Origin of the sequence: Kitasatospora sp. NPDC088783, from assembly GCF_044750705.1 — a bacterium.
Classification (GTDB): Bacteria; Actinomycetota; Actinomycetes; order Streptomycetales; family Streptomycetaceae; genus Kitasatospora; species Kitasatospora fiedleri.
The window spans coordinates 491115-503590 of sequence record NZ_JBIVKJ010000003.1; the positions used below are offsets into that span (position 1 = coordinate 491115).

The 12476-nt window shown below is 73.4% G+C and carries 12 protein-coding genes, 1 tRNA gene and 1 riboswitch; of the genes, 2 read left to right on the plus strand and 11 right to left on the minus strand.

Annotated features, from left to right (window positions below; all coding sequences use genetic code 11):
* Nucleotides 1-65: 65 nt before the first annotated feature.
* Nucleotides 66-839, minus strand: coding sequence for an ABC transporter ATP-binding protein (locus tag ACIP60_RS10715; protein ID WP_400682206.1), 774 nt, complete (start codon nucleotides 837-839; stop codon nucleotides 66-68).
* A 349-nt stretch (nucleotides 840-1188) separates the two neighbouring features.
* Between ACIP60_RS10715 and ACIP60_RS10720 the strand changes: the two genes are divergently transcribed.
* Nucleotides 1189-1270: transfer RNA gene (locus tag ACIP60_RS10720), tRNA-Leu, on the plus strand.
* A gap of 252 nt (nucleotides 1271-1522) precedes the next feature.
* Here ACIP60_RS10720 and ACIP60_RS10725 read toward each other — a convergent pair.
* The 7 genes from ACIP60_RS10725 to ACIP60_RS10755 form a co-directional block, all read right to left on the minus strand.
* The gene (locus tag ACIP60_RS10725) at nucleotides 1523-2890 is read right to left on the minus strand and encodes an NAD(P)/FAD-dependent oxidoreductase (RefSeq protein WP_100836592.1); all 1368 of its coding nucleotides are present in this window, start codon (nucleotides 2888-2890) and stop codon (nucleotides 1523-1525) included.
* A 446-nt stretch (nucleotides 2891-3336) separates the two neighbouring features.
* A complete protein-coding gene (locus tag ACIP60_RS10730; RefSeq protein WP_400682207.1) occupies nucleotides 3337-4272 on the minus strand; it encodes an exopolyphosphatase in 936 nt (311 codons plus the stop codon).
* Nucleotides 4269-4928: a DUF501 domain-containing protein gene (locus ACIP60_RS10735; protein ID WP_400682209.1), complete on the minus strand. Its 660-nt coding sequence runs from the start codon at nucleotides 4926-4928 to the stop codon at nucleotides 4269-4271. The genes ACIP60_RS10730 and ACIP60_RS10735 overlap by 4 nt, the downstream gene beginning before the upstream one ends.
* A 76-nt stretch (nucleotides 4929-5004) precedes the next feature.
* The gene (locus tag ACIP60_RS10740; protein ID WP_100836595.1) at nucleotides 5005-5445 is read right to left on the minus strand and encodes a septum formation initiator family protein; all 441 of its coding nucleotides are present in this window, start codon (nucleotides 5443-5445) and stop codon (nucleotides 5005-5007) included.
* A gap of 163 nt (nucleotides 5446-5608) precedes the next feature.
* Entirely contained in the window at nucleotides 5609-6898 is a 1290-nt protein-coding gene (eno, locus tag ACIP60_RS10745; protein ID WP_400682210.1) for a phosphopyruvate hydratase, read from the minus strand.
* A 326-nt stretch (nucleotides 6899-7224) separates the two neighbouring features.
* Nucleotides 7225-7917: a transglycosylase family protein gene (locus tag ACIP60_RS10750; RefSeq protein WP_400682211.1), complete on the minus strand. Its 693-nt coding sequence runs from the start codon at nucleotides 7915-7917 to the stop codon at nucleotides 7225-7227.
* Nucleotides 7918-7920: 3 nt separating this feature from the next.
* Nucleotides 7921-8119: riboswitch (cyclic di-AMP (ydaO/yuaA leader) on the minus strand.
* A gap of 232 nt (nucleotides 8120-8351) precedes the next feature.
* Nucleotides 8352-9596, minus strand: coding sequence for a cytochrome P450 (locus ACIP60_RS10755; protein ID WP_400682212.1), 1245 nt, complete (start codon nucleotides 9594-9596; stop codon nucleotides 8352-8354).
* A 154-nt stretch (nucleotides 9597-9750) separates the two neighbouring features.
* Between ACIP60_RS10755 and ACIP60_RS10760 the strand changes: the two genes are divergently transcribed.
* Complete coding sequence (locus ACIP60_RS10760; protein ID WP_400682214.1) at nucleotides 9751-10170, plus strand: SDR family NAD(P)-dependent oxidoreductase; 420 nt, start codon at nucleotides 9751-9753, stop codon at nucleotides 10168-10170.
* 27 nt (nucleotides 10171-10197) lie between these two features.
* Here ACIP60_RS10760 and ACIP60_RS10765 read toward each other — a convergent pair whose 3' ends face one another.
* The 3 genes from ACIP60_RS10765 to ACIP60_RS10775 form a co-directional block, all read right to left on the minus strand.
* The gene (locus tag ACIP60_RS10765) at nucleotides 10198-11193 is read right to left on the minus strand and encodes a MazG family protein (RefSeq protein ID WP_400682216.1); all 996 of its coding nucleotides are present in this window, start codon (nucleotides 11191-11193) and stop codon (nucleotides 10198-10200) included.
* A 57-nt stretch (nucleotides 11194-11250) separates the two neighbouring features.
* A complete protein-coding gene (locus ACIP60_RS10770; RefSeq protein ID WP_400682218.1) occupies nucleotides 11251-11592 on the minus strand; it encodes a hypothetical protein in 342 nt (113 codons plus the stop codon).
* Between the two features lie 194 nt (nucleotides 11593-11786).
* Nucleotides 11787-12410: a SurA N-terminal domain-containing protein gene (locus ACIP60_RS10775; RefSeq protein WP_400682219.1), complete on the minus strand. Its 624-nt coding sequence runs from the start codon at nucleotides 12408-12410 to the stop codon at nucleotides 11787-11789.
* Nucleotides 12411-12476: the final 66 nt, after the last annotated feature.

Below are 12476 nucleotides of genomic sequence, written 5' to 3' on the forward strand. Positions count from 1 at the left end.
GTCCTGGGGAGAGGGGTGCGGTCGGTTCGACGGGGGCTGACGCGGCGGACGCGGCTGACGCGGGGTCAGCTGGTGCGGCCCTTGGCGTCGAAGCGGCGCATCCGGTCCAGGACGGTGTCGGCGGTCGGACCGAACAGCTCGTCGACGATCCGGCCGTCGGCCAGGAACACCACCCGGTCCGCGTACGAGGCGGCCACCGGGTCGTGCGTCACCATCACCACGGTCTGGCCGAGTTCGCGCACCGAGTTGCGCAGGAAGGAGAGGATCTCGGCGCCGGAGCGGGAGTCCAGGTTGCCGGTGGGCTCGTCGGCGAAGATGATCTCCGGCTTGGAGGCCAGCGCCCGGGCGCACGCCACCCGCTGCTGCTGGCCGCCGGAGAGCTGGGCCGGGCGGTGCGAGAGCCGGCCGGACAGGCCGACCGTCTCCACCACCCGGTCCAGCCAGGCCCGGTCGACCTTGCTGCCCGCGATGTCCATCGGCAGCGTGATGTTCTCCAGCGCGGTCAGCGTGGGCAGCAGGTTGAACGCCTGGAAGACGAAGCCGATCTTGTCCCGGCGGAGCTTGGTCAGCTGCTTGTCCCTCAGCCCGACCAGCTCGGTCTCGCCGATCGTGGCCGACCCCGAGGTGACCTTGTCCAGCCCGGCCATGCAGTGCATCAGCGTCGACTTGCCGGAGCCGGACGGCCCCATGATCGCGGTGAACTCGCCCCGCCCGAAGGAGACCGAGACGTCGTCCAGCGCCACGACGCGGGTCTCGCCCTCGCCGTAGACCTTGTTCAGACCGGTGGCGCGGGCCGCCGCCAGGCCGGTGTGGGCTGCGTACGCGGTCGAGGTGCTCACGGTGGGGACTCCTGTCCGGAGGGTCGGGGTTCGTCACGGCGCGACCGACGGGAAGGCTCCTCCGACCGCTACTCCATCCTCACCGCCGCCCGGGCCCGCCCACGTCGCTCCGCCGAACGGTTGCCCCACCGCCGCCAGGCGTACGGCCCCTCCCGCCGTCTCCTCCTGCGGGATGACCCCTCCCCCGACCTCCGCCCGGGGCCCGGGTGGCCGAGAACCGCCGCCGGGTGGCCGAAACGGCGGACGCTTCGTCAGATGGCATGGAAGCATGACAACTTCCGTCCCGGGAAATATGCGAAACACTCGCCCGGCCGACTAGGCTCAGTGACTGAGTTCGCCGCGCTCCCAGGCCCAGATGGTGGAACGCAGACACGGGCAGCTTAAAACTGCTTGGCCGTGAGGCCGTGCCGGTTCGAGTCCGGCTCTGGGCACTCTCCTGCCCACCCTCGGTGACCTGGGGTGATGGCCCGGTCACGGGCCCCCCGGGCCGGGGTGGCGGCCCGGCCACGGGCCCCGGAACGCCCGAAGGCCCCCACCCGGTGGAGGGTGGGGGCCTTCGCGTCACCTATGTGCTTACTCCGCCCGGTGGCGGGGCCGGCTGAGCACCACGGAGGTCGTGGTCCGGCGGCGCTGCCGGGCGGAGGGCCTCCGACTCGAACCCGACCTGTGTCGGGTCTGGTCGCTTACTTGCTCGCGGCGAGCTCCTTGGCGGGCTCGGCCGCGGCGGCGGGCTTCGGCGCGGGGGCGGTCGCCTCCTGGAAGGCGTCGAAGGGCTTCTCCATCTCGGAGAGGCCGACCGTCTCGCGCTTGAGGAACATCGCCAGGGTCCAGTCGGTGAAGACCCGGATCTTGCGGTTCATGGTCGGGACCATCGCGCCGTGGTAGCCGCGGTGGAACCACCAGGCCAGGCGGCCCTTGAGCTTGACCTTGCCGAACAGGATCGCCACGCCCTTGTGCAGGCCGAGGCCGGCCACCGCGCCGAGGTTCTTGTGCTTGTACTCGGCCTGCGGGAAGCCGCGCATGCCCGCGATGACGTTGTCACCGAGGACGGCGGCCTGGCGGACCGCGTGCTGCGCGTTCGGCGGGCACCAGGCACCCTCACCGGCGGCCAGGTCGGGGACCTGCGCGTTGTCGCCGGCCGCCCAGACGTAGTCGAAGCCCTGGACCTGGAGGGTCGCCGCGGTGTCCACGTGGCCGCGCGGGCCGAGCGGGAGGCCGAAGCGGTTGACGACCGGGTTGGGCTTGACGCCGGCGGTCCACACGATGGTGGAGGCGTCGAACTCCATGCCGTTCTTCAGCACCACGTGCTGGTCGACGCAGGAGTCCATCGAGGTCTCGATGTAGACCTCGATGTTGCGCTCCTCCAGCCGGCCCTTGGTCCACAGACCCAGGTCGGGGCCCATCTCGGGGAGGATGCGGTTGGCCGCCTCCACCACGACGAAGCGCATGTCGTCCCGGCTGACGGTCTTGTAGATCTTGGCGGCGTCGCGCGCCATGTCCTCGATCTCGGCGACGGTCTCGATGCCGGCGAAGCCACCGCCGATGACCACGAAGGTCAGGGCCTTGCGCCGGACGTCCTCGTCCGTGGTGGACTCGGCCTTGTCGAGCTGCGCCATGACGTGGTTGCGGAGGCTGATCGCCTCCTCGACCGTCTTCATGCCGATGCCGTGCTCCGCCAGACCCGGGATCGGGAAGGTCCGGGAGACCGAGCCGGTCGCGACGACCAGGTACTCGAAGGGCAGTTCGTAGGAGTCGCCCGCCGCGGGCTGGATGGTGGCGACCTTGCGGGCGTGGTCCACCTCGGTCACGTGACCGGTGAGCACCTCCGCCTTCTTGAGGGCGCTGCGCAGCGGCGCGACGAGGTTGCGGGGCGCGACGTTGCCGCCGGCCGCCTCGGGAAGGAAGGGCAGGTACGTCATGTACGACCGCGGGTCGACGACCGTGACGGTCGCTTCGCCGTAGCGCATCTTTTTGAGGATGCGCATCGCGGCATACAGGCCGACGTAACCACCGCCGACAATGAGGATGCGAGGACGCTCCGTGGTGCTCATATCCGAAAGTATCCACCCCCGCCTGACGGAGCATTCGTGAGGCCCGTCACAAGCTCCTGGACACCTCGTGCTACACTACGCGCCCGCATTTCGGCCCCCGGCGGCCCGTTCCGGGCCCGCCGACCGCCCTCCGCGACCGGCCCGGCACTCGGTGCCGCGCTGAGCAGCAACGATCCTTGTGCCGTGCGGGTTCCCGAGCGGGGTTTCGATTTCTCCGGGATGAACGGCAGGTTGCCTGCGATCCCATGCGCGAGCCGCCGACGGCGCCTTCGGTCCCACATTTCGGACGGAGTGGACACCCAGGTGCGACGAAAGGCTGGATTGCCATGTGAAGAAATTCACGAAGCTTCTTCGGACGACACGCCGCAGGCCCCCCGGGAACCCCCCGGAGGGCCCCGGAAGGGACCCGGAAGGCCCTTGCGGGGGCCTCCCGGGACGGCCCCGGGTCAGGGGATCGACCAGGCGATCCCGTCGAGGATGTCGTGCTCGGAGACCAGCAGTTCGGCGGCCCCGGTGCGCTCCATGATCTCCAGCAGGACCAGCGCGCCCGCCGCGATCACGTCCACCCGGCCGGGGTGCATGACCGGGACGGCGGCCCGCTCGGCGTGCGACGAGTGCAGCAGCCACCGGGCGGTCTCCCGCACCTGGGCGACGTCCAGCACCGCGTGGTGGATCCGCTCGGAGTCGTAGCCGGGCAGCTCCAGGGCGATCCCGGCCACGGTGGTGACGGTGCCGGCCAGGCCGACCAGGGTGGCGCCGGAGTCCAGCGGGACGGTCCCGGCGACGGTGTCCAGCGCGGCCCGGATGTCGGCCCGGGCGGCCTCGATCTGCGCCTCGGTGGGCTGCCCGCCCGCGAAGTGACGCTCCGTCATCCGGACGCAGCCGATGTCCATCGAGTACCCGGCCCGCACGTCCTGCTCGCCGAGCACGAACTCGGTGGAGCCGCCGCCCAGGTCGAACACCAGGTAGGGCGGGCGGTGCGGGCCGCCGAGCAGTTCGCGGGTGGCGCCGGTGAAGGAGAGCCGGGCCTCCTCGTCGCCGCTGACCACGCTCGGCTCGACGCCCAGGATCTCCTTGACCCCGGCGGTGAACTCGGCGGCGTTCTCGGCGTCCCGGGAGGCGGAGGTGGCGACCATCCGGACCCGCTCCGGGGCGACCCCGTGCGCGGCGATGACCTCGGCGTACTCGCGGCAGGCCGCGAAGGTGCGGGCCAGCGCCTCGGGGTGCAGCCGGCCGGTGCGGTCGACGTCCTGGCCGAGCCGGACGATCAGCATCCGCCGGTCCAGGTCGGTGATCGCGCCGGTCTCCGGGTCGAGGTCGGCGATCAGCAGGCGGATCGAGTTGGTGCCGCAGTCGATCGCGGCGACCCGGGTCTGGCTCACGACTCGTCCTCCGGCCCGGCCCCGGCGGCCTTGCGGGCCGCCCGCTCGGCACTCAGTGCCTCCTTGGCGGCGATCACCGCGTCGTGGTCCCTGGCCTTGGCCCGGTTGCGGGCGACCCGCTCGCCGGCCGCCTCGACCTCGGCGTCGCTGACGCACGGGCCCTTGGCCCACCACTGCTCCAGCATCCCGATCGCCTCGTCGCCGAGCGGGTTGACGCCCTCCCCGGCGGCCAGCGAGTGCCCGACCAGCACGTGCAGGCACTTGACCCGATCGGGCATGCCGCCGGCGCTGGGGAAGCCCTCCAGCACCTCGACGGCGTCCCGGCGGGCGATGTAGTCCTCGTGCGCCGCGCGGTAGGCGGCGGCCAGCTCCGGGTCCTCGGCGAGCCGGGCGGTCTGCTCCTTCATCACGCCGTCCGCCTCCAGGGTGCCGATCAGCGAGGCGGCCCGGGGGCAGGTCAGGTAGTAGAACGTCGGGAACGGCGTGCCGTCGGGCAGCCGGGGCGCGGTCTCCACCACGTCCGGGTTGCCGCACGGGCAGCGGTGGGCGACGCCGCGCAGCCCGCGCGGGACCCGGCCGAGCTGGGCGGCGATGGCGGCGACGTCGCGGTCGGACACCTCGGGGGCGTCGGACGCGGGAGGGTTCTGGTTGCTCATCAGGTCAGGAGTCTGTTCGTCCGAGGGGGCGGGGTGGGCAAGGGGCGGCGAGGGGTGGTGAGGGACGGGTGGGGCGTCAGGGGGCCGGCTGCGGTGCGGGCGCCGCGGCGTCGGCGGCGTCCACCGAGTCCCAGAGCGCGGCGTACCAGGGTTTGACGGCCTTCGGACGGCCGGCCGCGGCGTCCGTCGAGGAGGGCTTGGCGCCGGGCGCGGGCGGCGGGGAGACCGAGACGAACGGGGTCTCGCCGGGCAGCGCGTAGTGCAGCCGCTCGCGGGCCTGCGCCTTGACGTACTCCGGGTCCTGCCAGCGGGCCTTCTCCCGGCGCAGCTCGTCGACCTGCCGGCGGGCGTGCTCGGCCTTGGCCCGCTGGTCGGCGATCTCGCCGCGCTGGGCGATGTACTGCCGGGCGGGGTAGGCCAGTATCGCCACCAGCGAGCAGAGCACGAGCACCAGCACGGTGGCCCGGCTGGTGAAGCGCGGTCGCGCCGCCAACCCGGGAATCCTCCACTTGGCCATCTGCTCACCCCTCCTGCGCATGCCGGTGCCCCGGCCCCCACCCTACGCGGTGGGAGCCGGGGCACCGGTCACAACAGGCGTCCGCCCGTCGCGGGGTTCAGCCCTTGCTGTGCTGACCTGTCCGCGGGGCGACTGTGCTGACTTGTCCGCGGAGCGACTGTGCTTACTTGTCCGCGGGGCGGAAGCGCGGGAAGGAGGAGCGGCCCGCGTACTCGGCGGCGTCGTCGAGGATCTCCTCGATGCGCAGCAGCTGGTTGTACTTGGCGACGCGCTCGGAGCGGGCCGGGGCGCCGGTCTTGATCTGGCCGCAGTTGGTGGCGACGGCGAGGTCGGCGATGGTGACGTCCTCGGTCTCGCCGGAGCGGTGCGACATCATGCAGCGGTAGCCGTTGCGCTGGGCCAGCTCGACGGCGTCCAGGGTCTCGGTGAGCGAGCCGATCTGGTTGACCTTGACCAGCAGGGCGTTGGCGGTGCCGGTCTCGATGCCCTTGCGCAGGCGCTCCGGGTTGGTGACGAACAGGTCGTCGCCGACCAGCTGGACCTTGTCGCCCAGCGCGTCGGTGATGGCCTTCCAGCCGTCCCAGTCCGACTCGTCCAGCGGGTCCTCGATGGAGACCAGCGGGTAGTCGGCGACCAGCTCGGCGTAGTACGAGATCAGGTCGGCGGAGGAGAGCGCCTTGCCCTCGAACTGGTAGGCGCCGTCCTTGTGGAACTCGGAGGCGGCGACGTCCAGGGCGAGCGCGACGTCCTTGCCCGGGGTGTAGCCGGCCTTCTTGATGGCCTCGGTGATGAGGTCGAGGGCCTCGCGGTTGGAGTCCAGGTTCGGGGCGAAGCCGCCCTCGTCGCCCAGGCCGGTGGAGAGCCCGCGCTCCTTCAGCACGCCCTTGAGGGTGTGGTAGACCTCGACGCCCCAGCGGACGGCCTCGGAGAAGGACTCCGCGCCGATCGGGGCGATCATGAACTCCTGGATGTCGACGTTGGAGTCCGCGTGCGAGCCGCCGTTGAGGATGTTCATCATCGGGACGGGCAGCACGTGGGCGTTCGGGCCGCCCAGGTAGCGGAACAGCGGCAGGTCGCTGGCCTCGGAGGCGGCGTGCGCCACGGCGAGCGAGACGCCGAGGATCGCGTTGGCGCCGAGCGAGGACTTGTCCGGGGTGGCGTCCAGGTCGAGCATGGCCTGGTCGATCAGGCGCTGCTCGGTGGCGTCGTAGCCGACCAGCTCGGGGCCGATCTGCTCGATCACGGCGAGGACGGCCTTCTCGACGCCCTTGCCGAAGTAGCGGTTCTTGTCGCCGTCGCGGAGCTCCAGCGCCTCGAAGGCACCGGTGGAGGCACCCGACGGGACGGCCGCGCGACCGGTGCTGCCGTCGTCGAGACCGACCTCGACCTCGACCGTGGGGTTGCCGCGGGAGTCGAGGATCTCACGGGCTACGACGACATCAATGGACGGCACGAGGCATCTCCTAGCGGAAGCGGATGTGTGGTCGTTACGACCAGAGCCTAGCCGCACAGCGCGCCGCGGCCACGCCCGGCCGGGCCCCGTCTCACGGTGTGGCCCGGCTACTCACCGGTAGTTCACCTGTTTGACGGCCGGTCCGCCGCTCCCGGTGGCGCGAACTGCTCGGCGCGCGCCGGGAGCGGACGGGGCGTCAGGGGACGCGGCCCTCGTCAGGGCGGCGGCGGGACCTCGTCAGGTCCGCGGGCCTCGCGTCCCGGATGCCGGACCGGATGCCGGGCCGGGTGCCGGGCCGGGTGCCGGGCCCGGTGCGGGCCCCGGCGTCAGAGGGCGAGTACCTGTCCGGGCAGGATCAGGTCGGGGTCGGCGCCGATCAGCTGCCGGTTCGCCTGGTAGATCCACTCCCAGCCGCCGGCCACGTGCTGCGCGGCGGCGATGGCGGAGAGCGTGTCGCCGCCCTGGACGGTGTAGCCGCCGGCGGCGCCCTGCGGGGCCGGCTGGGGGGCCTGGGGCGCGTCCTGGGGGTCGGCGGCGGTCTCGGCCGGCCGCTTGGACGGCGAGTCCTGCGGCCGCCGGGGCGCGGTGGGGCGCTCCTCGGAGCGCGAGGCGGTGTCGGCGGACACCTCGGCGGGCGCGCCGCCCTTGACCAGCCCGGCCCGCTTGGAGCAGACCGGCCAGGCGCCGGGGCCCTGGGAGGCGAGCACCCGCTCGGCCACCGCGATCTGCTGGGAGCGGCTGGCCTGGTCGGCGCGGGCCGCGTACTGGCCGCCGCCGTAGGCGCGCCAGGTGGAGGAGGTGAACTGCAGGCCGCCGAAGAACCCGTTCCCGGTGTTGATGCCCCAGTTCCCGCCGCTCTCGCACTGGGCCACGCGGTCCCAGGTGTCGACGGGTGCCGCGACCGCTCCGGTGGCGGCCAACAGGGGAAGTGCCAGGCCGACCGAGGCCACGCCGGCGGCGGCGATGACCTTCTCGGCCTTGGTACTACGGGGGTGACGAACAGTGTGGGTGAACAGCACGGGACATCCTCTCCGCACGCCTGCGAGGTGAGCTGTCGGGTTCGGACCGGGAGGCTGGCCCGGCCGCCGGACGGTCCGGGCGCGCTTGCGCCCGTTGCTCGGCGGCTTCACCCCAAGCCGTTGGGACTACGGCGTTCACACTGGTTCCCCCACTCCTGTCCGGTACCTGGTCGGTGGCCCGAGGACGCGGCGGACAGGACTCGGCGTGCCGCGATCGGGGCCCGCAGCTGCGGGCATGTCGGAGAGTAAGCAAAGCTGACGAGCAATCACAAGCTCATATCACCATGATCACGCCGAAATCACGGAAATTCCCACTTCGTCAACGAACGATCCAGGTATGTCCGGATTCGTCCCGGACGGGAGTGCGACGCGCGCCCCCGCCCCGGCGCGTCGTCGGCCCAGCACGGCGGCGTGTCGCGGGTGCTGAAACGGCGTCAGCGGGGCGTGAAGGAGACCGGGAGGTCGCGCAGACCGCGCATGATCAGCCCGCCCCGCCAGCGCAGCTCGGCCGGATCGGCGGCCAGCCGGACGTCCGGGAGCCTGGTCAGCAGGCTGCCGATCGCGCGCTGCCCCTCAAGCCGGGCCAGCGGGGCGCCGATGCAGTAGTGGATGCCGTGACCGAAACCCAGGTGCGGATTGTCCTGCCGGGCCAGGTCGAGGGTGTTCTCGGCGGCGAACCGGGCCGGGTCGCGGTCCGCCGCGGCCAGCACCACCAGCACCGGGTCGCCGACCGGGACGTCCACCCCGCCGATGGTCAGCGGCGCGGTGGCGAAGCGCCAGGTCGCCAGCTCCACCGGGCCGTCGTAGCGCAGGAGTTCCTCGATCCCGGTCGCCAGCAGGCCGGACTCGCCGCGGGCCAGCGAGTCCTGCAGCAGGGTGCGCTGTCCCGGGTCGCGCAGCAGCGCGTGCATCCCGTTGCCGATGAGGTTGATGGTGGTCTCGAAACCGGCGAACAGCAGGATGAAGGCCATCGCCGCGGCCTCGTTCTCGGTCAGGTGCTCGCCGTGGTCACCGGCCCGGATCAGGCCGGAGATCAGGTCGTCGCCGAGGTCGGCCCGCTTGCGGTGGATCAGGTCGGCCAGGTAGCCGCGGATCTGCTTGACCGCGCGGCCCACCCCTCCCCTCTTGCCGCCGGTGTGCCGGATCATCATGCCGGCCCAGTCGCGCAGGTCGTCCTGGTCCTCCTCGGGGACGCCGAGCAGGTCGCAGATCGCGTAGATGGGGAGCGGGAAGGCGAACTCGTGGATCAGGTCGGCCTCGCCGCGGGCCGCGAAGGAGTCGATCAGCCGGTCGGTGAGCTGCTGCACCCGCGGCTCGAACTCGGCCACCCGGCGCGGGGTGAACGCCTTGGAGACCAGCCGGCGCAGCCGGGTGTGGTCGGGCGGGTCGATGTTCAGCAGGTGGGTCATCAGGTCGGCCTGCCGTTCGCCGGGGATGCCGACCCGGCCGCTGCGGTGGGCCTGTTCGCTGTGGTGCGCCGGGTTCTTGGAGAGCCGGGCGTCCGCCAGCGCCTGCCGGGCGTCCGCGTAGCGGGTGACCAGCCAGGCGTCGACCCCGCTCGGGAGGGTGGTGCGGTGCACTGGCGCGTGCTCCCGCAGCCAGGCGTACGCCGGGTAGGGGTCGGCCGCGAACTCCCAGGTGAAGAGTTGCGGGTGGGCGGCGTGGGGCTGATCTGGCATGTCTTGACCGTATCTGGAAGCGCCACCGCGTGAGTCTGGTCACCTGGTGGGTATTCCCTGTTGCGGAGCGTCGGGGCGAGCCTACGATCCTCCGATAACCACAGTGGGCGGCGTGCGGGCCGGCCACGGGTTCGCTCTGAAAGGGGAGCTGACCATGCGAGTAGCCGGTGCAGTGGTGGTCATCGCGGTGCTCGACGGAGGCTCGGGGGCCGACCTGGCCCGCAGGTTCTCCGCCGCCGGCGCCGCCGGTCTGCTCATCGCCGATCTGCGCCCCGGCGTCGCCGAGGACCTGGCCGCCGAACTCGACCGCCCCGGCTGCCCGGTGGTCGGCGTCTCCGGCGACGTCCACCACCCGGCGGACATCGCCGCGCTGGTCGACACCGCCGTCAAGCACCTCGGCCCGATCGACCTGTTCGCGGTGGCCGGGCCGGACGGCGAGCGGATCGTCCAGCTCGCCGAACTGCCCCTCCACCTCGACCCGCTGGCCGAACTGCTCGCCCTGGTCGGCGAGGCCATCGGCGAGGTGATCCCGGCCCAGCGCCGGCCCGTCGCGGACGTCCCGCTGGCCGGCTAGCGCGCTCTCCTCGTTACTCCTCGGGCCTTACTTCTCGGGCAGGCCCTCGGCGGAGCGGACCGCCGCGCGGTAGCGGCGGGCCGCCGCCCGCAGCGCCGCGTCCACGTCCACCCCCCGGTCGTAGCCGCGCTGCGCGACCGCCAGCAGCAGCTCGCCCGCCGACTCCGCGGTCAGCTCTGCGGGCAGCTCGTACGGCGCGTCCGGCACGGCGGTGAAGTGCGCCCGCCGCACCCGGGACACCAGCTTCGCCGCGTACGCCAGCGCGGGCAGGCCCGCCGGGACGCCGTCCAGCACCGACTCGCGCTGCTTCTCGGCCGCCTTCAGCTGCTCCCAGTTGGCCTCGGTCTCGGCGGAGCCGGACACGCTCACGTCGCCGAACACGTGCGGGTGGCGGTACATCAGCTTCTCGACGATGTCGCCCGCGACGTCGTCGATCGAGAACGGGTCCTCGGCGTCCTCCTCGGCGATCCGGGCGTGGAAGAACACCTGGAGCAGCACGTCGCCGAGTTCCTCGCGCAGGGTCTCCCGGTCGCCCTCCTCGATCGCCTCGACCAGCTCGAACGCCTCCTCCACCAGGTACTTCACCAGGCTCCGGTGGGTCTGCTCGGCGTCCCACGGGCAGCCGCCGGGCGAGCGCAGCCGGTCCATCACGGAGGCCAGGTCCAGCAGCCGGGCGCCCGGCAGGTCGTACGAGCCGGGCAGCAGTTCGATCTCCGGGTGCTCGCCGGCCTCCTCCACCGCGATCCGGGCCAGCGCGTCCGTCAGCCCCGGGTCGCCGTCCGGGCTCTCCAGCCAGAGCGCCGGGGCCTCGGCCAGCAGCCGCCGGGCCAGCGCCGGGGCCGAGGGCCGCTCGATCACCTCCGGCTCGACGCCCGCCGCCCGCAGCGCGGCCAGCTGCGGGTGGTCCGCGACCCCGGCCAGCACCTTCGGCGCGGACCGGAGCGCCTCCCAGGCGGGCCAGGACAGCAGGCCGGGGGCGACGCGGTGGGTGGTGGTCAGCAGGATCAGCTTCGGAGTCTCCACGGGGTCGAACCTACCGGGAGGCACCGGCCGCGCGGGACGTGCCCGCCCGGGGCGGGGTCAGTGCCGGCGGCGGGCCTTGGAGAGCAGCACCAGCAGGCCGGCCAGGACGCAGCCGAGGGCGGCCAGGCCGATCAGCGGGAGGGCGCCGGCGCCGCCGGTCCCGGGGAGGCGGCTGCCCTCCGGCGCGCCCGGGGCCGGGGCCGGGTCGGCGGCCGCCACCGGCCGGGCGGCGGTCGCCGGGCCCGGGTGCGCCGGCCGGACCACCGCCGGGCGCGGCCCGTGCGGCACGGCGGACGCGGCGGGGGACGCGGCGAGCGGCAGGAGCAGTCCGGCGGCGGCGGGCAGGACCGCGCACAGCGCGCGCAGCCTCCTCGGCAGGGGGGAACGGCGCTGGAGCACGGACGGACCTCGCAACCGGTGCGACGGAGGGGCAGGGCTGCCCCACAGCCTCACCGGCCCGGCCTGACCCGCCCGGGGGACACGGCGGTGGCGCGGGGCCCGCTCACCCGTCCGGCGCAGGCCGGGCCGGAGCGGGACGGGCCGAAGCGGGACGGGCCGGTGTGCCGGATCGGTGTGCCGGACCGGCGCTGCGGTCAGAGCGTCCGGACGGTCTTCGGCAGCCAGTCCTCGGTGCTGTCGGTGAGGCCGATCCGGGCGGTGTCCCAGCTGCCGTAGCGCGGGTTGACCTCGATGTGCAGGGCGGTGCCGGCGTCGACCAGCGCCTTGCGGATCGCGGCGTCGCCCTCGGCGCCGTTCGGGTCCTGGCCGTCGGCCAGCTTCATCAGGCCGATCTGCTGGCGGTAGAAGCCGTCGATGTCGCCGGCCGGGACGCCCTGCTTGGCGCGCAGCAGTTCGGCGAGCTTGTCCTCGCTGCCGACGGTCCGGGCGTCCGCGGTCCGGGCCCGGTCCACCTCGCTCTGGCTGACGTCGAGCCGGCGGTCCGCCAGGGCCCGGGCGACCACCTTGCCGAGCACCAGGTCGGAGACGGCGTGCCGGGCCAGGCCGGGCTGCTCCTCGGTGGCGGTCCCGTCCTGCGCGGCGCCGTCCCGGACGGCGGCGACCCGGGCCTCGACCTGGGCGATGCTGATCCGGTCGCCGCCGACCACGGCGGCGGCCCCCTGGTGCGCCGGTGCCCCGCCGCAGGCGGTGAGCGCGGCGGCGGCGACCGCGACGCCGAGGGCGGCCCGCAGTCGGCGGGGGGAGCTGGTGCGGATCACTGGGGCCTCCTGGGCGGTGGAGCGCGGTCCGGTGGTGCTCTGCGTACGTGGCTGGGACGAACACTA

Coding starts and splice junctions, on each gene's coding strand:
- ACIP60_RS10725 (WP_100836592.1), bottom strand. CDS start 2,890: ATGAGCACCACGGAGCGTCCTCGCATCCTCATTGTCGGCGGTGGTTAC.
- ACIP60_RS10735 (WP_400682209.1), bottom strand. CDS start 4,928: ATGAGCAACCAGAACCCTCCCGCGTCCGACGCCCCCGAGGTGTCCGAC.
- ACIP60_RS10740 (WP_100836595.1), bottom strand. CDS start 5,445: ATGGCCAAGTGGAGGATTCCCGGGTTGGCGGCGCGACCGCGCTTCACC.
- ACIP60_RS10755 (WP_400682212.1), bottom strand. CDS start 9,596: ATGCCAGATCAGCCCCACGCCGCCCACCCGCAACTCTTCACCTGGGAG.
- ACIP60_RS10760 (WP_400682214.1), top strand. CDS start 9,751: ATGCGAGTAGCCGGTGCAGTGGTGGTCATCGCGGTGCTCGACGGAGGC.